General features: G+C 39.1%; 17 protein-coding genes. 12 read left to right on the forward strand and 5 right to left on the reverse strand.

From position 1 onward, the window contains the following. Nucleotides 1-77: 77 nt before the first annotated feature. Nucleotides 78-1316 (reverse strand): MFS transporter, encoded by a 1239-nt coding sequence (locus V7124_RS23170; protein WP_335493869.1) that lies wholly within the window; start codon nucleotides 1314-1316, stop codon nucleotides 78-80. A 497-nt stretch (nucleotides 1317-1813) separates the two neighbouring features. Here V7124_RS23170 and V7124_RS23175 point away from each other — a divergent pair, with 497 nt between their 5' ends. Next, complete coding sequence (locus V7124_RS23175; protein WP_335493871.1) at nucleotides 1814-2968, forward strand: YecA family protein; 1155 nt, start codon at nucleotides 1814-1816, stop codon at nucleotides 2966-2968. Nucleotides 2969-3239: 271 nt separating this feature from the next. Here V7124_RS23175 and V7124_RS23180 read toward each other — a convergent pair whose 3' ends face one another. Next, a complete protein-coding gene (locus V7124_RS23180) occupies nucleotides 3240-3500 on the reverse strand; it encodes a hypothetical protein (protein ID WP_335493873.1) in 261 nt (86 codons plus the stop codon). A 341-nt stretch (nucleotides 3501-3841) separates the two neighbouring features. Here V7124_RS23180 and V7124_RS23185 point away from each other — a divergent pair, with 341 nt between their 5' ends. The 4 genes from V7124_RS23185 to V7124_RS23200 all read left to right on the forward strand — a co-directional run bounded on the left by V7124_RS23185 (nucleotide 3842) and on the right by V7124_RS23200 (nucleotide 7886). Beyond that, on the forward strand, nucleotides 3842-4624 hold the full coding sequence (locus tag V7124_RS23185; RefSeq protein WP_335493875.1) for a glucose 1-dehydrogenase: 783 nt from the start codon (nucleotides 3842-3844) through the stop codon (nucleotides 4622-4624). Nucleotides 4625-4921: 297 nt separating this feature from the next. After that, nucleotides 4922-5269, forward strand: a complete 348-nt coding sequence (locus tag V7124_RS23190) for a hydrolase (protein WP_335416822.1) — start codon at nucleotides 4922-4924, stop codon at nucleotides 5267-5269. Nucleotides 5270-5377: 108 nt separating this feature from the next. Further along, nucleotides 5378-6247, forward strand: a complete 870-nt coding sequence (locus V7124_RS23195; RefSeq protein WP_335493877.1) for an SDR family oxidoreductase — start codon at nucleotides 5378-5380, stop codon at nucleotides 6245-6247. A gap of 277 nt (nucleotides 6248-6524) precedes the next feature. Then, nucleotides 6525-7886, forward strand: a complete 1362-nt coding sequence (locus V7124_RS23200) for a dipeptidase (protein WP_335493880.1) — start codon at nucleotides 6525-6527, stop codon at nucleotides 7884-7886. 132 nt (nucleotides 7887-8018) lie between these two features. On the opposite strand, the gene V7124_RS23205 is transcribed toward V7124_RS23200, so the two are convergent. After that, nucleotides 8019-8141: a hypothetical protein gene (locus V7124_RS23205; RefSeq protein ID WP_335493882.1), complete on the reverse strand. Its 123-nt coding sequence runs from the start codon at nucleotides 8139-8141 to the stop codon at nucleotides 8019-8021. A 436-nt stretch (nucleotides 8142-8577) separates the two neighbouring features. Next, a complete protein-coding gene (locus V7124_RS23210) occupies nucleotides 8578-9330 on the reverse strand; it encodes an IclR family transcriptional regulator (protein WP_335493884.1) in 753 nt (250 codons plus the stop codon). 356 nt (nucleotides 9331-9686) lie between these two features. On the opposite strand from V7124_RS23210, the gene V7124_RS23215 reads away from it, so the two are divergent. The 7 genes from V7124_RS23215 (at nucleotide 9687) to V7124_RS23245 (ending at nucleotide 17506) form a co-directional block, all read left to right on the forward strand. Beyond that, the gene (locus V7124_RS23215; RefSeq protein ID WP_335493887.1) at nucleotides 9687-10886 is read left to right on the forward strand and encodes an FAD-dependent monooxygenase; all 1200 of its coding nucleotides are present in this window, start codon (nucleotides 9687-9689) and stop codon (nucleotides 10884-10886) included. Between the two features lie 139 nt (nucleotides 10887-11025). Beyond that, nucleotides 11026-12381 carry an MFS transporter gene (locus V7124_RS23220; protein WP_335416832.1) on the forward strand — a complete coding sequence of 452 codons (1356 nt, stop codon included), beginning with the start codon at nucleotides 11026-11028 and terminating at the stop codon, nucleotides 12379-12381. A 49-nt stretch (nucleotides 12382-12430) separates the two neighbouring features. Next, the gene (locus tag V7124_RS23225; RefSeq protein ID WP_335493890.1) at nucleotides 12431-13417 is read left to right on the forward strand and encodes a catechol 2,3-dioxygenase; all 987 of its coding nucleotides are present in this window, start codon (nucleotides 12431-12433) and stop codon (nucleotides 13415-13417) included. A gap of 164 nt (nucleotides 13418-13581) precedes the next feature. Next, nucleotides 13582-14373, forward strand: a complete 792-nt coding sequence (locus tag V7124_RS23230; protein WP_335493893.1) for a 2-keto-4-pentenoate hydratase — start codon at nucleotides 13582-13584, stop codon at nucleotides 14371-14373. 42 nt (nucleotides 14374-14415) lie between these two features. Next, nucleotides 14416-14604, forward strand: a complete 189-nt coding sequence (locus V7124_RS23235; RefSeq protein WP_335493895.1) for a 4-oxalocrotonate tautomerase — start codon at nucleotides 14416-14418, stop codon at nucleotides 14602-14604. A gap of 133 nt (nucleotides 14605-14737) precedes the next feature. After that, entirely contained in the window at nucleotides 14738-17197 is a 2460-nt protein-coding gene (locus V7124_RS23240; RefSeq protein ID WP_335493897.1) for a S8 family serine peptidase, read from the forward strand. A gap of 51 nt (nucleotides 17198-17248) precedes the next feature. Next, complete coding sequence (locus V7124_RS23245; RefSeq protein ID WP_335493899.1) at nucleotides 17249-17506, forward strand: hypothetical protein; 258 nt, start codon at nucleotides 17249-17251, stop codon at nucleotides 17504-17506. Between the two features lie 86 nt (nucleotides 17507-17592). Here the strand turns inward: V7124_RS23245 and V7124_RS23250 are convergent, their stop codons facing one another. After that, entirely contained in the window at nucleotides 17593-19326 is a 1734-nt protein-coding gene (locus tag V7124_RS23250) for a multicopper oxidase family protein (RefSeq protein WP_335493901.1), read from the reverse strand. Nucleotides 19327-19839: the final 513 nt, after the last annotated feature.

Genomic DNA, 19839 nt, shown 5'->3' on the forward strand with positions numbered 1-19839 from the left:
GAAACGGGAGTAACTTCTGCTAGTCAAGTAAGGGCTGTCCTAAAAGTCAAAGTTGACAATGGTACAGCCCCAGTTTGTTACGGTTTATCCCGTTCGTATGCAAGTTTGAATTTCGTTTTGGATGATTTTTCTTTATCAGCTTCTAATGTTACCGTTTTCTTACTCCCAATTAGATACAAGAACAAAATAACAATCATTACAGCTGCAGAATAACTAAAAGTCATGCCGTACCCAACGCTTTTTGCTAAGAATCCAAGTCCAACAGATCCAATGGCCAAACCAGAATCGATAAAAATAAGAAGCATAGAATTGGCTGTTGCTTTTTTCTCGGGTGGAACAAGAGTTAATGCCCAAGCTTGGATAATTGGATGGATGATGGCATAAGCGAATCCGAATAATACCCCTGAAACCAAAACCATCCACATACGAGTAGAAAAGCCTAAAAGAATTAAACCTGCAGCCCCCGTAATAGAAGCAGGAATAATAAGGATTCTGTGACCGAATCGATCGAAGATTTTACCAGAGAAAGTACGAACTAATACCATTGAAATTCCTTGTGCGATAAAAAACTGCGAAATCCTTCCGCCAACATTGATCTCTTTACCAAACGCCCCCATAAAATTGACGGTTCCTGCAATGGCTATATAATTTAACGCTACCAAAATACATGGAAGAAGGACACGCTTATCAAACATGTACTTATAGAAAGGTTCGTTATTTGTCGACTCTGGACTTTCCTTTTCTTTTTTAACCGTATTTTTCGTAAAAAAACTGCACACTAATGAAAAAGTCATAAGCCCGAGAGTTATCATCATCATGGATCGGAATGAATAATGTGCAAGATATGAAATTGCGATTAGAGGCCCCATTGTCGTCCCAACGCTTGTAGACATTGCGAAAAAAACAATGCCCTCACCTAACCGAGATTTAGGAACAATATTACTTGATATCGTAAAGACTAAAATCGTAAGCATACTGAATCCAATACCTTGTAGTGCTCGAATGACTATTAAAAATCCGATGGAGTCATTTACAAAAGTAAGACCGATCGTACCCAAAAAATAAAGGAGGGAAATAATGAGAAGCAATTTCATATTAACTTTTTGGATAATGACACTTGCAAAGAAGCGCGTAATTAATGATGCTGTCATTAAGGTCGTGGTCATGATACCTGCAATCGCAGGATTATTACTTTTGGTTGAAACGAAAATTGGGAAACCTGCTGTAATCATATAAAAAGAAGCAAACATAACTAAAGACAATAATATAATAATGACATATTGGTTTGTCCATAGCTTAGCTTTCCTGTTACCCATGGTACATACGACCGCCTTTCAGAACTATTTATAAAAAATCGTGATGATTTATCCGTGAAAATTGCTTGTTTAATCCATGATAAATTTATTCTTCCCTTATTTTAAAAAATGTTTAGAGTTTATTTTAAAAAAAGCATTTATACCTTCGTAGATGGTACACATTAATAAAATCTGTATTAATTTGTATCAATTAAGAGTTCGTATTTGAAGTAGTGTAGTATTCGGACAACTTTGGTATTTCTGCTGGGGTACTTGTCCGAATCAAGGTGGTATTCGGACAGCTTTGGCATTTCTGCTGGGGTTCTTGTCCGAATCAAGGTGGTATTCGGACAGCTTTGATATTTCCGCTGGGGTTCTTGTCCGGAATCAAAGTAGTATTCCTTTGAGAGGTACATGTAATTTTCCATTAGCCGGTAGGATTCTACATGTTTTTTACTTTGTCTGAACATTAAAGTACAATAGTGGTACCGATAAATGGAAGAACGAGAGGATACCTAATGACTTTTTTAGAAAAAATTAAACCACATTTGATTAGTGATGATATTTTAATCCAGGAGGTAGTCCTGTATGCATTGCATGATTATCCGCTTGTCCCTGAAGAATGGACCAATGAATTACTGAAAGAAGCCTTTAAAAATAAAGACAAACAATCGTCAATTTTCATCTATATAGAAAATCAAACCTTTAATGAAGAGGCTGTTAAGATATTAATTGAAAATATCCCTTTAATGGACCCGTCCAAACGCCATTTAGCGGTGGGACTGGTCCGCCATATCGAACCGGAGCTTGCTCTTACATATAAGGAACAGCTCCAAGAATATATTTCTAAGAGTACATGGTCCTTATATGAGCTATTGTTACATGGGACGGAAGAGGAAGTTTTCTCGGAATATGGTCAAATATTAAATGATCTTGAACGTGCAGGTATAGAGCATCATAATTACCTCATAAAAGCAAAAAAATTGGCTGCCTGTTTGGTGAAAAAGGGCTGGGTTACGGAAGATGAAATAGACCTAGTACTAAAAGAGGAATTACAGAAAAAATGGATTTCATTTAACGGAATCATGGCGGTCTATATGATTGGCTTGTTAAAAGCAGAAAGATATATTCCTTTATTGGTTAGCTTATTGGACCACGATGACGACAGTTTGTTAGAAGAATTGTCCGTAACGTTAACAAGTTTTCAATCGGACGTGGTGGTAAAGGAAGTAGCACCCTATCTAAGGAAAGATAATTCCGTTATTTATGCAGCTTCCATCGTTGAAAACATTAAATCTGACTTTGCGGTCCAGGTTTTAAGAGAAGCATACCGTGCTGCCAAACAACTCGAGGATAAAGATATTCTAATTGAAGCACTATGTCACCAGCTTTCGGAAGAAGCTCTCCCTGAAATTAACGAACATATGAAGCTAGATTCCTCATCTGGCCTTGTTGATATTGAACAGGCTGTCTATAGCTACTATTCAATTCTAGGGATAGATCATCAGGAACTAGCTCTATGGAGACAGGTTGTACTTGAAAGAGAATTGGACTTTAGACAAGAGGGGCATGATCTGTCAATTGCTCCGAGCCGAAACGAAAATAAAGTCGGCCGAAATGATCCATGTCCTTGTGGAAGCGGGAAAAAATATAAAAAATGCTGTGGAAAGTAATTTTTATTTAATCAATTTATCTTGATTTGTTATCCGTGAATAAAGACGTTTAGGGCTTCCTCAGGAAGCTTTTTTTTATTCATTGGCTTGTTAGTATCAAAATCTTTGGATTTAGTCCTATTTAGAGCAGTTCATCGCAATATCTCCGCTTAAAACTGCTCCATAAGCTCCTCTATTTCCCGTTAGCCAAAAATTCCCCGCCTATGAATTCTCAGACCTACACGAACATAAACAATGGAGGATTAACAGAGCCTTTTTCTTTTAGAATTTATTAACGAGTGGAATCTGTCTTGTCTTCTTCCTCAGCTGTCTCTACCATCTGGTTTCCAATGATACCGCCTGAAACACCGCCGATAACAGTTCCAATTAGTCCAAATGGAGCACCTATCATTGCACCCGCAACGGCATCAGTAATTGTTCCTGTTGCTTCAGCAAAGTCACGGGTATCTTCATTCTCAATACTACCAGCTTGGTTGTTGCCAGTTTCTACAACATTTCCACCCACGTTATTGCGTTCGTTACCGTGATTCATCTATACACTTCCTTCGTTACTAAATAGGGAATATGCTAAATGTGAACGCACATTATCCTAAAGATATAGTACCCAGCTGAAGTTGTTTTACTCGCTATATGTTTGGTAGCAAGCATTATCCTCCAGTACCATTAGAAACATCACACATCCTAATTTTAGAAACTAAAATACAAGCTGAATGAAAAATAGAAAGAATAAACTAATTGGGTAGAATATAAATTGGGTTCCTTCTCCAACTATTTGGGTATAAACAAAATATATGCCTAATGTAAAAATAGCAGTGATTATTACTGTTACAGCATGAGTGGAACAAATAATGAATTATCAAAGGGGAGTTTAGTATGAAACGTTTTGAAGGAAAAGTAGTGATTATTACAGGTGGAGGTTCTGGATTAGGACAAGAAACAGCTGTTCGTCTTGCTAAAGAGGGCGCAAAATTATCCTTGGTAGACCTAAATGAAACAGGATTAGAAGAAACAAAAGCAAAAATTTCAGATGTTGCACCAAACACAGAGGTAATTTTGATTACAGCAAACGTGGCAGATGATCAAGCGGTTCAAAATTATGTAAACAAAACAGTGGAGAGTTTTGGTAAAATTGATGGTTTCTTCAATAATGCCGGGATCGAAGGGAAACAAAGTATAACAGAAGACTTCGGTATGGATGAATTCGATAAAGTTTTGAATGTTAACTTAAAAGGTGTATTCTATGGCTTAAAATATGTGTTAAAAGTAATGAGAGAACAAGGTTATGGTTCGGTTGTCAACACTGCCTCTGTTGGCGGTACCCGTGGTGTTGGTAATCAATCAGGATATGCTGCCAGTAAACATGGTGTCGTTGGTTTAACTCGTAATTCAGCGGTAGAATATGGCCAATATGGTATTACCGTCAATGCCATTGCTCCAGGTGCCATAATGACACCAATGGTAGAAGCATCATTAAAACAAATGGATCCAGTAAATTGGGAAGAAGCAGGAAAAGAATTTGTCAGTGTAAATCCTACGAAACGTTTTGGCAGACCTGATGAAGTCGCAAGCGTGGTTGCTTTCTTATTATCGGGTGAAGCTACATTTGTGAATGCAGCTGTCATTAATATTGACGGCGGTCAATCTTATAAATATTAATTTTATTATAAATAATGGTGCTGTTACGACAAGCAAACCCCTTCAATTACTATTGAAGGGGTACCAATCGTCCATTTAAGTTAATTTACCGGCCTCCGCAAATAATCTACCAAACTCTACCGGACAAAAGTGTACAAAGTTACTGATCGCCTATAACACGAAAATCTCATTTTTATTTGACCAACCCAAAAAGGCTTTATTATCGTGGATTAGAACAAATTTTCTGTAGAGGAAGGATGAAAATGTTTAATACATTGAAAGTTGTGGTAAACATCCAACAAGATAGGAGATGATCGAATGGATGAACAAAAACAAAGTTACTATATTAATATTCAATCTAATGAAATTTTTAGAGGACCTTTCGATGGAGAGTGGAATTTTAAAATTGAAGCGACAGAATCTCAAGTGAATGTCCTTGAACGCCTTTTTGATCGAAATGATGAAACAGATTGGGAAAGCTATTTTCGATCACAAATTCCATATCTTGAATATCATCATCAGCCTCAAAATAGGGAATATGACCGGCGAATACGATTGATTTATACGATGCTTTTTTACTTAGGTGATGAAAAAACCCGTGCACATATTAGAGAAATGGAAATTCTAAATGAAGATATGGAAAATATTCAGCACAAAAGATTTTAATCTTACTGGAACTTGTAGAAGTGATATCAAATATCGGTAGAAGTTTTATTTGTTTGGCAAAGGGATATTACATTGGATAATCATAGATTTATAGGAGGAATGATTAGAATGAATAATGAAAAATACCCAAGTGAAGTACCCGCACAGGAACAAATGCAACAGCCTGGAATCCAAAAGGAAATGATGCCACCACCGGAAACGATGAATCCCGAATATAAAGGAAGTGCAAAGCTAAAAGGAAAGAACGTTATTATTACTGGCGGAGATAGTGGAATAGGGCGAGCTGTATCCATTGCTTTTGCTAAAGAAGGAGCAAATGTTGCGATCGTTTACCTAAGCGAAAGCAATGATGCGGAAGAAACGAAACAACTTGTTGAGGAGCAAGGGGGAAGATGCCTATTACTTTCTGGGGATATTGGTGATGAATCCTTTTGTCAGGAAGCTGTCCAACAAGCAGTCGATGAATTTGGCGGAATGGATATAGTGGTGAATAATGCAGCGGAGCAGCATCCACAAGAGAGCATACTGGACATTTCGTCTGAACAGCTGGAAAAGACATTTCGAACAAATATTTTCTCCATGTTTCACCTTACAAAAGCAGCCTTACCGCATCTTAAGGAAGGAAGTGCCATTATTAATACAACATCGGTTACAGCCTATAAAGGCCATCCGACGCTTGTCGACTATTCTTCCACAAAAGGTGCCATCACAGTTTTTACCCGTTCTCTTGCATTGCAGTTGGCAGAAAAAGGAATCAGGGTAAATGGAGTAGCTCCAGGACCAATATGGACACCGCTCATTCCTTCGACCTTTACAGAAGAGGAAGTAAGCAAATTTGGCCAAAACACACCGATGAAGCGGCCAGGTCAGCCGGAAGAACTCGCACCTGCTTATGTTTATCTTGCGTCAAATATCGATTCATCCTTTGTAACAGGGCAAATTTTACATGTAAATGGCGGAACAATTTTAAATGGCTAAATGGTGATTTACTTACAAAAAGAAGTAAACGCGGTCAGACCCATGCCTGGGTGAACTGGCTGCTTTTTTTTGAAAAAACGCTTTACTTGAAGACTTAACCATTCTGCTAAAAAATTTTAGTCAAGGAAACAGTCTAATTTCCTTGATACGATCTTGTTGTGCCAGGCACTCTTCCTATCTTTGAATAAACTCTTTCCCTTTTTTAGAGCTTGTTTTCTATTTTCTTCTCGATTTTTGTGTAAAATAGAATTGACAATAAAAAAGAATGGGTGAGAACATGAGTCAATTATCCGATTATGTATCCAAGCATCATCAGCAAAATGTTGAAGAATTAAAAGAATTACTTCGTATTCCTAGCATAAGTTCCTTATCTGAGCATAAAGAGGACATCCAAAAAGCAGCTTCCTGGATTGCCCATATGTTAGAAGGCATTGGAATGGAACACGTTGAAATCGTACAAACAAAAGGTCACCCAATCATTTATGCAGACTGGCTTCATCAGGAAAATGCGCCGACTGTATTAGTATACGGTCATTATGATGTACAGCCTGTTGATCCACTTCATTTATGGGAAACGCCTCCGTTTGAACCAACGATTCGTGATGAAAAGATCTTTGCCAGAGGGGCAACCGACGACAAAGGGCAAACATTTTTACATATTAAAGCGGTGGAAGCATTACTGAAATTAGAAGGTAAATTACCGGTTAACCTAAAATTTTGCATCGAAGGAGAAGAAGAAATCGGAAGTCCTCATCTTCCACAGTTTTTATCACAAAATAAAGAAAAACTAGCCTGTGATGTCGTGGTAATCTCCGATTCTGATATGTGGGATAGAGGAGTTCCAGCGATTACATATTCGTTAAGAGGTCTATGTGCGCTTGAGGTTTCGCTTAAAACGGCGAATACGGATTTGCATTCAGGCATGTTTGGCGGCGGAGTTCAGAACGCGAACCATTTGTTAGTCCAGCTGCTTTCTACTCTTCATGATGCAAACGGAAAGGTAAATGTTGATCAGTTCTATGATGATGTTCTAGAATTGACAGAATTTGAGAAGGAACAAATTAAAGCACTGGGCTTTGATGAAGAAAAGCTGAAAAAACAGTTAGGGTTAACGGAATTAACGGGAGGGGAAAATAATTACCCTTATCCTGAGAAAATCAGTTCGCGGCCAACATTAGAATTAAACGGCATCTGGGGTGGATTTCAGGGGGAAGGTACAAAAACCGTCATTCCGAACGAGGCACATGCCAAAATCACCTGCCGTCTAGTCAATAATCAAAATCCTGAAAAAATCCAGGGCTTAATCAAAAAGCATTTAGAAGAACAAGCTCCAAAAGGATGCTCGGTGAAAGTGACCCTTCAAGATACAGGTAATCCATTCTTAACACCAATTGATGATCCGATGATTCAAAAAGCGGCAGAAGCCTATGAACGAGTTTATGGAAAAGCACCTGTTTATAAAAGAGAAGGGGGCTCGATTCCGATTGTATCGGATTTCAACCATACCCTAAATACTCCTGTTGTCTTAATGGGATTCGGCTTGCCAGATGAAAATCTCCATGCTCCGAATGAACATTTTAACTTAGAAAACTTTGATAAAGGGATCTTAACGATCTGTTCTTTTTTAGAACTAGTCTGAAAAGATAGGAAAGAGGAATCCATAGTGTCCCTCTTTTTTGCCGGAAAGGCACTTTCCATACAACATAAAACACTACTGTTTTTCCAAAAAAAGCCACTGTATCAGGTTACTGAATACAGTGGCTTTTTACAATTATTGAGATGCTTTCTTTAATTTCATCCCAAACGTTAAGATTTCATAGTCATTTTTTAAAATAAATCCATAATTTTTTTTATGATCGATGGTAATATCTCCGTCTAGATGGCTAATTACCATCGGGTCTATTAACGTTGTAATTCCTTCAACCTTTACTACCTCATCATCATTTTGTATTTGCTCAACCTGAGCAAGTTCGTACTCATACGTGGCACCTCAACCAGTAGTTCTGATTTCATTAATCCGAATGGTTGGCTCTTCACCAAGTGTATTTATTAGATGTTGATTTGCGTCTTTGGTAATAGTAACTTTCATGATTTCACCTCGTTTTCATTTTACACTTCCAAACCAAACTCATTCAAGGAAAGTGTTTAATGGAACGGATTTTGCAAATTTTTCTACCTATATTTTGGTGAACCCTTAGGTCTGTCACTAGACTCAGCCAGCTACAAAGCTCTCAAAATTTTATAGATAGCGAATTGAATGAACAAAAAACACGCACAAATGTGAATGACAAACATTTATGCGTGTTTTTTTTGGAGAATTCATCCATTATTTATCCAAAATACCCCAACTGTTCTGATAATTGCCGTGCAGTTTTTAATAGTTCACTTACTGTTGTTGAATCCTTTGAGATATCCAATGCTTCTGTGACCCCAACAATGTATATGGATGCAATTAGTTCATTTTTATAATCAAATACAGGTGCCGCAACAGCTGAAATTCCTGAAAGGTATTCGGAAGTATAAGCGTATTTCTCCCTTTTCACAAATGCTATGATCGATTCCAATTTAGATTGTTCAATTAGATTCTTTTCAAGCTCTTTTTGAATAATTTTTCCTGTCTTTTCCTCTGGTAAAAATGCTGTAAATATACGACCAGTTGCCGTTCTAGTTAATTCGACTAAAGTACCTGCTCTTATATTCAAATTAATTGGTTTTTTACTCTCTTCCCATTCAACGATTAATGGCCCCTCATCTTCAACCCAGATAGCCAAAGCGACTGTTTCGTTTAATAGCTCATTTAGTTTTTTGATATAAGGAAAGGCTTTTGCTGTTATATCTGTTTTTTGCATGGCAAATACTCCCATGGTTATCATTTCTTTTCCCAATGAATAACGTAAATCAGAGTCTTTTTCAAGAGCCCCTACCTTACATAAGCTAATAAGGTACCGGTACAGCTGGCCTTTTGGCATATTACATAGTTTTGATACTTCAGTTATAGTTAATGGTTTATCTGCTCGTGAAACTTCTTTAAGAATGGAAAAACCAATTTCGATAGATTGAATCCCCTTTTTTTCTTGTTCCATGTTGTAAACCTCGTTTCCCAACCTAGTATTATTTATTATTCTACCAGAGAATTCACATTTTTTTCTCATTAGTTTTATGTTTCGAAAATAATTAGAAAACTCAAAATATATTGACAAGTATTATTGATTTATACTATAATCACATTGTAAACGGTTGTTGAACAGAGTTAACCATTGTTTAACAATAAAAAGAAAGAAATTTAAATTAAGTTTCAAATTAACGGAAGGTTCCGTAACCATTTGGGGGTGAAAGAAAAGACAGTTTTCACCATTATGAATTTATCAAGTAAAGAGAGCACTTTTGTTATACCAAAAACTATGAATACCAAACAAACATAGAAAGGAAGTATACATTTATGGCTGGAAACAATAAACGTCATCAAGTAGTGATTGTAGGAGCTGGACTAGGTGGTTTGACTGCTGCTGCATTTTTGCAGCGTTTTGGGATTGATGTACATGTATACGAGAAGGCTCCAGAGTTGAAAGAAATTGGAGCGGGTATTAACCTAGATTCTAATGCGATAAGGGTACTTTTACGATTAGGAATTACGGAAGAAGAACTTATGGAGGTAGCTGTTCCGCTTAAAGAAGTATGGGAGTTTCGAAATGGGAATGATGGTCGAGTCCTGTACAGTGAACCATTTAAGAAAGAGTTTGGAGCTCCACATGTGGTAATCCATCGTGGTGAACTGCACAGCCTAATAAAAAGCAAAGTATCCAAAGATGCTATCACTGTTAATCATGGATGTGTCAACGTGGAACAGGATGATGATGGTGTTCAAATCACATTTGATAACGGTGTCATTATAGAAGCTGACGTATTAATTGGTGCTGATGGCGGGCGTTCGGTTGTAAGAAATGCGGTCGTTGATACTCCACCGAAAATGCGCTTTTGGGCGGCAATGTATAGAAGTCTTGTCCCGATTGATCAAGTTCCGGCTTCTGAGCGTGTTCCAAATCGAACTGCATGGTTAGGATCAAGGCATTTCTTTATGCGTTATCCAGTTTCTGGCGGGAAACTACTGAATATCGTAGGTGCCGTTCCTCGCAGCCATTGGGAGCACAATGGTCCAATTGATGCAAATGTAGAAGAGTTTCTTGCGGAATTTACGGGTTGGGATGAAAATATTCAAGCCATGATTGGAGCAGCGCAGGAGACAAAACTTTGGCCATTATACGACATGGATCCACTTGAGCGCTGGAGCAAGAATAGGATCACCTTACTTGGGGATGCAGCTCATCTATTATTACCATTCCTAGGGCAAGGAGCAGCGCAGGCAATTGAAGATGCAGAAGTGCTAGCAGGTAATTTGAAAAACTTAACAAAGGGAACAGACTTATCAGAAATTTTTGCCCGATACGAGGGATTGCGTAAACCTCGCGCATCAACGGTTCAGTTTATGGCAAGAACGATTTGGAACTTTATTGATCCACCATACATTAGCTCAGAAATTTCAAGTATACCAGGAGACGATATTTTTAATCAGTATAAGAGTCTATTTAATATGCATGAATGGCTTAATGGATATGAACTTCAAAAAGATGTAGTTATATAGTTTTAGATTTAATTTTCACCTAAACAAAAGAGACGTTGGTGTCTTATAATTCAAATGAAATGTACCTTCATATTTCGTGGTGGAAGAGGGATTAGTACCACTGTAAAGTGAACAGTACCTAGATAAGGGGTGAATGGAAATGGAAGCTATTATTGAAAATACAAAAAAACCATCGATTAATGGCGGTACAAAACTTGTTGTTTTATTATCCTGGTTATTTATGATTTTTGAGGGTTACGATCTTTTGGTATATGGGACCATCGTTCCTTCCTTACTGGAATATAAACAATGGGATATCACACCTACCCAAGCGGGCCGCTATGGCAGTTATGTTGTTATAGGAATGTTAGTTGGAGCGATCGTGGCAGGAATGCTTGCAGATCGATTTGGACGTAAAAAGGTTTTAATAAGTGGGGCAGCTTTATGTGCTATTTTCATGATGGGTTCCGCTTTAGCCCCTACGCCAGAATTATTCGGATTGAGCCGTTTTATCACTGGTATCGGGCTAGGAACTGTTATGCCTGTCGTTACTGTGCTAACACTGGAATATGCACCAGCGAAAAGGCGATCTTTTACAACAATTATCATGTACAGCGGATACCAATTGGGCGGAGTGCTTGCAGCACTTTTAGGCATGTCATTAATTCCTAGTATGGGATGGCGTGCGATGTTTTGGATTGGTGCTATTCCATTGTTATTAGTGGTCCCTCTAGCTATTCGCTTTCTTCCTGAATCTCTCGCTTTTCTGATGGCAAAGGGTAGAAAAAAAGAGGCGGAAAATATTGCGAAACGTTTTCAAATACCTTTAGAAGAATTAGAGAAGGAACACAAAGAAAAAAATTCAAAACAAGAGAAAGAATATAATTCTATTACTTCATTGTTATCTAAATCAAACCGTAAATCCACTATCCTTTTCTGGCTTGCATCATTTTGCGGACTCTTTTTGGTTTTCGGTTTGGGAACATGGTTGCCAACAATCATGATGCAAAGTGGATATTCAATAGGATCTGCTCTATCATTTTTACTTGTCCTAAATTTAGGGACGGTCGTTGGTAGTTTTCTGACAGCTGCTGCTGCGGATCGGTGGGGTCATAAATTTTCATGTACAGTCTCTTTTTTAGTTGCTTTTACAGCATTCCTATTATTGAGTTTTAATTTTCCTTCTATGTTATTAACCTATCTTCTTATTGCTGCAGCTGGGGCGGGCTCAATTGGAACACAATATCTTATTAATGCTTACGTAGGAGTTTACTATCCTGCTAACATTCGTACCACGGCGCTCGGTTGGTCGCTTGGTATTGGGCGATTTGGTGGCATTGTCGGTCCGATTGCAGTGGGTCTGTTAGTTTCATTGTCTCTAGGGACATTTTGGCATTTCGGATTGTTTGCGCTTACAGGGATAATTGGAGCAATTGTGATATTTTCCATTTCCAGTCCGACAAAGGGGCAATCCATCGATAGTTCATCGAGTCAAAAAGTGCAGACTATACATTAACATATTCGGATAAATTCATGTACCAAAAAATTAGAATGGGGGATAACAAATGGAAAACGAATTAAAAAAATTTGATGTTGCTGAGTTAACTCATTTGGAGATTTACACACCAAATCCTGATGGGACTTTATGGTTTTTTAAAGAAATCTTAGGAATGACGGAAACTGCAAGAGTGGGGCAATCTGTTTATCTTCGGGCTTTTGAAGATTCCTACCAACATTCTCTTAAAGTAACAGAGCGAAATGAGCCTGGCTTGGGCCATATGAGTTTTAGAGCAAGTTCAAAAGACGCATTGAACAGACGTGTAAGAGATCTTGAAAAATCCGGTGCAGGTAAAGGATGGATCGATGGTGACTTTGGTCATGGTCCGGCATATCAATTTTTAACACCAGATAATCATTTGATGGAAATCCTTTGGGAGATAGAAGAATATCGGGCACCGGAAAGTGAAAGAACAGTATTAAAAAATCGACCACAAAAACGTCCGACAAAAGGGTATCCTGTACGCCGTTTAGACCATGCCATGTTAATGTCAAAAGATGTAAGCGGTAATAAAAATTTATTTATGAATGAACTTGGCTTCAAATTAAGTGAACACATAGTAAAAGATGATGGAACTGATCTTGGTATATGGTTAAGGGTTACGAATACAGTTAATGAATTGGTGTTTACGGAAGATGACGGAACATCTGAAAAGGGACTAGGTAGACTACATCATTTTGCATTCTTGTATGGAAACACACAAAATTTATATGAGGTTGCTGAAATTTTAACGGAAAACGGTTTAGAAATTGAAGCTGGACCGTTTAAACATGGAATAAGCCAAACAACCAGTCTATATGTTTATGAACCAGGTGGAAACCGTGTGGAACTTTATGGTGATCCTGGATACCTTATCTTTAATCCAGATTGGAAACCAGTCACGTGGACGAAGGATGAAGTAGAGAAGGCTATCATGTTCTTTGGATCTCCATTACCAGAATCATTCTTTAAGAAGGGAACTCCAGAAATTAAATCTACTTTATTATCAAAATAAGAAATAATGAAAAATAGTAAACAGTTATGAAAGTGGATCCACACCTTTTATAAGAGGCGTGGATCCTTCAATTGTATAGCAAAGATCGGCCAATGAATATTGCCTTTATAAAAGAATGGTTTATTGAATGATGCAATTTTTTACTGGTTAAGGAGGAAAAAGTGATGGCTGTTGAAATCATTAAGAAAATTGCTGATTACTTAGTTGCAGCAGAAGTAGAAAAACGTGAAGTTGTAAAGGTAACAAAGGTATTTAAACCAGATCTAACCGTGGAGGAAGCTTATCAAGTACAGGAGTTACTCGTTCAAAAAAAATTAGATGATGGGCACAAAATTATTGGACCTAAAATGGGTTTAACAAGCAAGGCAAAATGGGATCAAATGGGCGTATCTGAACCAATTTACGGTTTTGTATTCGATTATATGCAGGTCAATAATGATGGTGTACTACCTTTCACAGAATTAATTCATCCAAAAGTTGAAGCGGAAATTGCTTTTCTAATTGGGGAAGATATCGAGGGACCAGGAATTACAGGTGCCCAGGTGTTGGCGAAAACACAGTATGTATTGCCTGCTCTTGAAATCATTGATAGCCGTTATGAAAACTTTAACTTTACACTACCGGACGTGATTGCTGATAACGCCTCTACATCTAGAGTAATTTTTGGGAATGAACGAAAGAAACCAAGTGAGTTTGATTTGGAATTAGTAGGGGCAACTTTATCCATTAATGGTCAAATGAAAGAACATGGGACAGGGGCAGCTGTTTTAGGCCATCCTGCCAATGCCATTGCTGAGTTAGCGAATATGCTTGCAAGAAAAGGAGATAGAATTAAAAAAGGGGAAATTATTTTATCTGGTGCCATAACAAGTGCTGTCATGCTAAAAGTCGGAGATTCTGTTTCGGGAAAATTTGATGGTTTGGGTGAGGTAACGTTCTCTGTTGGAGAAGAATAAATGTAACTCTATTGGTTGATCAATTTTAGAAAGGGGATTACTATGCCGATTATTCAAGTTAATCTTATCGAAGGCAGACCACCTGAAAAAATAAAGGCGCTAATTGAAAATATCACAGACACTGTTAGTGGGACCTTAGATGCACCAAGGGAAAGTGTAAGAGTATTGGTAACAGAACTACCAAAAACTCATTGGGGAATTGCAGGAATATCGGCTTCAGAAAGAAAATAGTGAATGGTTACTACTTCTGTACTAGTTTAAATAGGTACAAAGGCAACAGAAGATACCCCTTTTGCAGAATAGTTATCTTCCAATTTTTAATAGATGATGAAGAGGAAAATAACGATTATTAGGGGGTCCCATTTTGAAAACGAAAGCACTTTTACTATCGTGCATACTTGCTATCTCACCCATTTTTTCCATGGCATCTGTATCCAATGCGACCACTCAAGGTGCTGCTCATATTGATCCAGATGTAACAGAACTCCTGCAAACATCTGTTGCCTCTATCCAAGCGGTTGTTACCTTTAAGGGTGACGGAGCACCATCTGCATCCCAGTTAGGAATCCTAGAAAAACTCGGGATTAAACAGGGGATGTCCTTTCAAAGTTTACCCATCACCGGTATTGTTGCTACGCCCGACCAAATCAGAGCCTTGGCTTCGAACTCAGAGGTAGTATCCATCTATGATAATGAAAAAGTAACCTACGAAAATGATACAGGAACTGAGTTAACGGGAGTGGACCAGCTGCGGAAAGACGATACCTTCCGTAAGTTAAATGGCGGACTGCCGGTTTCAGGTAAAGGGATTGGCGTTGTTGTGAACGACAGTGGCATCGATGGCACACACCCTGATTTAGAATTTGGGAATCATGTAGTCCAAAATGTCACCGCTTCTACGAATCTGCATGCACTTAGTGATTTGCTGCCCATCACCTACGTAGAAAATGTTCCAAATACAGACAGCACTGGGGGTCATGGCACTCATGTTGCCGGAATTGTTGGCGGAACGGGTGAAATGTCCAGTGGGAAATATGAAGGGGTAGCACCTGGGGCCAATCTTATTGGATATGGTTCTGGAGCGGCTGTAGCCATTCTTGATACCATCGGTGGATTTGATTATGCGCTCACACACCAAACGGAATATAACATTCGCGTGATTACGAATTCTTGGGGGACAACTAGCGATTCAGGGACAGCATTTGACCCGTTTGATCCGATTAATATTGCCACGAAGAAGCTGTATGACCGCGGTATCGTGACAGTGTTCTCTGCAGGAAATTCAGGACCGGGGGAATCCTCGATTTCGGGTAATTATAAAAAAGCCCCATGGGTTATCACGGTTGCTGCAGGTACAAAACAAGCAAAATTTGCCGATTTCTCTTCCCGTGGAGTGAGCGGCAAAGGTGGAACCGTTGTGGTCGATGGGGAAACCTTTAAGTGGGAGGATCGTCCAACGGTGACAGCACCTGGAGAAGGGATTATTTCTACAAGAGTTGTAGCACCTGTTTCGAGTCTTGGGGCAACTGACGATGTCGAAAACATTGAGCCAGCGCATCTTCCTTATTACACAACGATGAGCGGAACCTCCATGGCTGCCCCGCATGCAGCTGGGATTGTGGCACTGTTACTAGAAGCGAATCCTGGATTATCACCAACGGAAGTGAAAGAAATTTTACAAAAAACGGCTTCAAATATGTCTGGCTATGATGCATGGGAAGTTGGCGCTGGGTATATAAATGCGTATGCTGCTGTGGATGCGGCGTTTAATGACCGGGCATATGGCACGACCGTGAACGCAACTCGTTCATTTAATGCCAATGTCAATCTAAATGTGAAAAGAACACCGATAACACTAAATTATAGCAATCTAAATTTGAATGGGAATGTCCAAACCTTTGATGTTGAATCGGGTGTAACGGAGTTAACGGCCCGGATTAACGCAACAGGATTACTGGGTCAGACGGGGAACACGATTAACCTGGTATTGGTTGACCCAGACGGAAACGAATATAGTTCTGGAATCTATTTGCTCTTCCCGCTTTACACCGATCGTACGGTTCAGGTTACTGCACCAAAAGCAGGAAAATGGACCATGAAGCTTGAAGGATTAAATGGAATTGCGCTTGACGAAGAAATTCAAGGTGAATTAACTACAAAGAAAGCCGGCAGTTTTACTGGTTTATCGGATATCGCAGGACATCCTGCCGAATCAGCTATCAAGATTGGAGTTAATGAGAGATTACTAGATGGTTATGCGGACGGAAGCTTCCGTCCAAATGACAGCCTAACACGTATGGATTTAGCGAAATATGTGGTGATGGGCGCCGGTGTGCGACAGTATTTGCCGGTGACAGGCACCACTTCTTTCCAAGATGTGAAAGGGGAGGACTTGGATTTCGCTGAAGCGGTGGCAGCGAAAGGGGCTGCACTAAGGGATCCAGCATACAAAGGTAAAGGAGTCATGACTGCGACTACGGCTGGTAAATTCTCTCCAAAACAAGCTGTAACACGGGCTGATTTGGCATATACCCTTGTCCAAAATCTCGGTCTGCAGGCAGATGCAGAGACGAAAATGAAGGAGACCTTAACCGTTCAATACGGTGATTCTAGGATTGCCATTGCGGATAGTGCTTCGGTACCGGCAAACCTTCGCGGCTATGTTCAGCTTGCCTTGGATTTAAATATCTTGAATGCTTACTTCGAAGTAACACAAGGTCCATATGATCTGCTGCCAACGGTAACAGCTAAATTTAAACCAGGTAATAATGTAACACGAGGGGATTTTGCAGTAGCCATAACCCGCTACTTTGCGCAATATTAAAAGGATTCCGTTATATTTGTAGAAAGACGGCAACCAAAGGTTGTCGTTTTTTTGCAAATCGGATTAGGTACCAAAGCCGTTTTCTTCCCAAAGAAAAGTGTGTGTACGAAAAGGAGAAGACCAGGAAGTTATGAACCCACTGCATTTAAGCATAAATATAACTATCATGGTCATGTGCTTGAGTCGTCCTTTGATGTATTTTTAACCCCAATCGATGATCCGATGATTCAAAAAGCAGCTGAAAAACCTGCTGCCATTTTCGGTGCAGCACAACAACGATATTGTCCTGATACTGTACATGTAATGTAGTTTAGTTCAAGAAAAAAAGACTAGCCTTTTTTGAATTTTAGCTAATCTTTATATTCCCCTTATTTTTAAAAGTGGTGATGATGATCTCAATCAGAACTTGACTCATCATGGTGATGATGATGGCCATGATCTGAACTTGATTCATCTTGGTCATGGTCCTCTTTACATCCACAATGTTCTTGGTCTTCATGACAACATTGTGTAAACGAGTCATCCGGACACACGCCTGGAATAGGAATGCATGGGTCAAAATCATGGTTTTGGAGCACTTCGTACGGTCGCATCATATCGTGGTCTTCATGTTCAAGGATATGGCAATGCCATGGATAGATTCCGGTAAAAGGTCCAAAGCGTGCGATTATTCGAGTGACTTCACCAGGGTTAGCACGTACGGTATCCTTCCAGCCTTTTTCATTGTCTTTAGGAGGAACCCTTGTACCGATAATAAGTGGATTGTTGGGATTGTTAGGATCCAAGGGATTACCAGTGAAAGTTGCACGGTCAAGAATTTGGAATTGAACAAGATGCAAGTGAATTGGATGGGTATCAATTGTTTGATTATAAAGTTCCCAAATTTCAACTGTCCCGTTAGCTGGAGTTTCAGTGATCGGCAAATCTCTAAATTCCATATGATTCAATAAGAGCAGAAGACGTCCAAAACGATCCGTATCTTCATTCAAGGTGTTTTTACGTGTGGTGACAGCAAGCCCAGGGTCTAAACGTTCAAAGCAGCTTAGGTTGTTTGGAATAACACTATGATCTGAATGAGATAGATGGGTTTTTACGCGAAACTCCATTATTTGTGCCAAATCAGGTGTAGGAGGAGTGCCATCTGGGAAAGGAGCATTTGCACTATTGGTAAGAATAATTCGTTCTCCTTTATGTTTTGAAAAATCAACAATGACATCAGCTCGTTCCGCGGGTGCAAGAATAATCTCATTAGTTAGAACAGGATGTTCGAATAAACCACCTTCAGATCCAATCTGAACAAATTCTTGATCAGAACTTAAACGGATTGTATAGAACCTTGCATTAGATCCATTATAAATTCGAAAACGGTATTTTCGGGGCTCGACTTCAAGATATGGCCAGACTTTGCCATTCACCAATATGGTATCTCCGAAAAATTCGGGTACTATAGAAGGATTTGGGAAAAATGGAACTTCAGGTGTGGGAGGGGGTACTGGATCAGGCTGAGACGGATAGAATAACTCACCGTTCGGGAAAAATGAACGGTCTTGAATGACCAAAGGAATTTCAAACTTACCACTCGGAAGGTTTAAGCTCTCCTCATGGGAATCACGTATAAAATACAACCCCGCAAGGCCGGCATATACATTTAGTCGTGTAATCCCAAGAGCGTGGTCATGGTACCAAAGAGGGGCTGGGCGTTGACAGTTAGGGTAGTAGTAAACTTCATGTAGAAATTTCGGACCTATATTTTCGAAATCTCGGGTAAACCACGCGTCTGGAAACCCATCATTTTCAGGACGAACACGTCCTCCATGTAAATGAACAACGGTTCGAACAGAAGGCTGGTTTGGTTCTGCTCCTTCAATGGTTCGATCAACAGGTAAAAGATGCTCAAAAGGCAGTTTATTCATCCATTTAACTAAGATAGGCTGGTTCCGTCTGGCTTCAAAGGTTGGACCAGGATATGTCCCGTTATATCCCCAAACCGTTGTAGGTGGCAAGTCTCTGTGTAACTTTTGTTTAACTTGCAGCATACTGACCTCAAAGTACGGAATACCATTACGAAAGCCTACAGGTTTTATTACCGAAGGCAGAGGCAAAGCATCGACAAACTTGGCTAAAGACAAAATTTAATTCCCCCTTATAATATTAAATTATAAAATGAATAATTGAAAACAATTTTCACCAATGTGTACTAGCATTGTATGTGGTAGATATGGGAAAGGTTAGGACAAAAGTATATAAAAATAGAATAACCATGTAATTAGTCAGGCTAATCATCCCAATTTTTTATCTTTGAACGCAAGATGTACATCGTTAAAGTGTTGGATAAGTAGCTTAGATTAGCTAATAGGCATTTCTTGTGCAACTTGGGTAGGAAGAAAGGATAACAGGATGAGAAGTGACTTTGAGAATTGGGTCTTTGACGAAAACAGAAATACGACGTATTGGCTGTATGAAAAAGGAGAAAAGTATTGTACGAGTTATGATACAGATGCAATTATAGAGTGATTATTGATTCACAAAAAGATGAATTGTCGAACTCTGTGTGGCACCTTCTCCATTTGAAGTTATAGTAGAGGGATTTGGCATTTTTGAAGCTCCGTCAAAAGTGGTTTATATGAAAAATGTTGAAAACG

This window comes from Neobacillus niacini, assembly GCF_036961885.1.
Taxonomy (GTDB): Bacteria; Bacillota; Bacilli; order Bacillales; family Cytobacillaceae; genus Neobacillus; species Neobacillus niacini_H.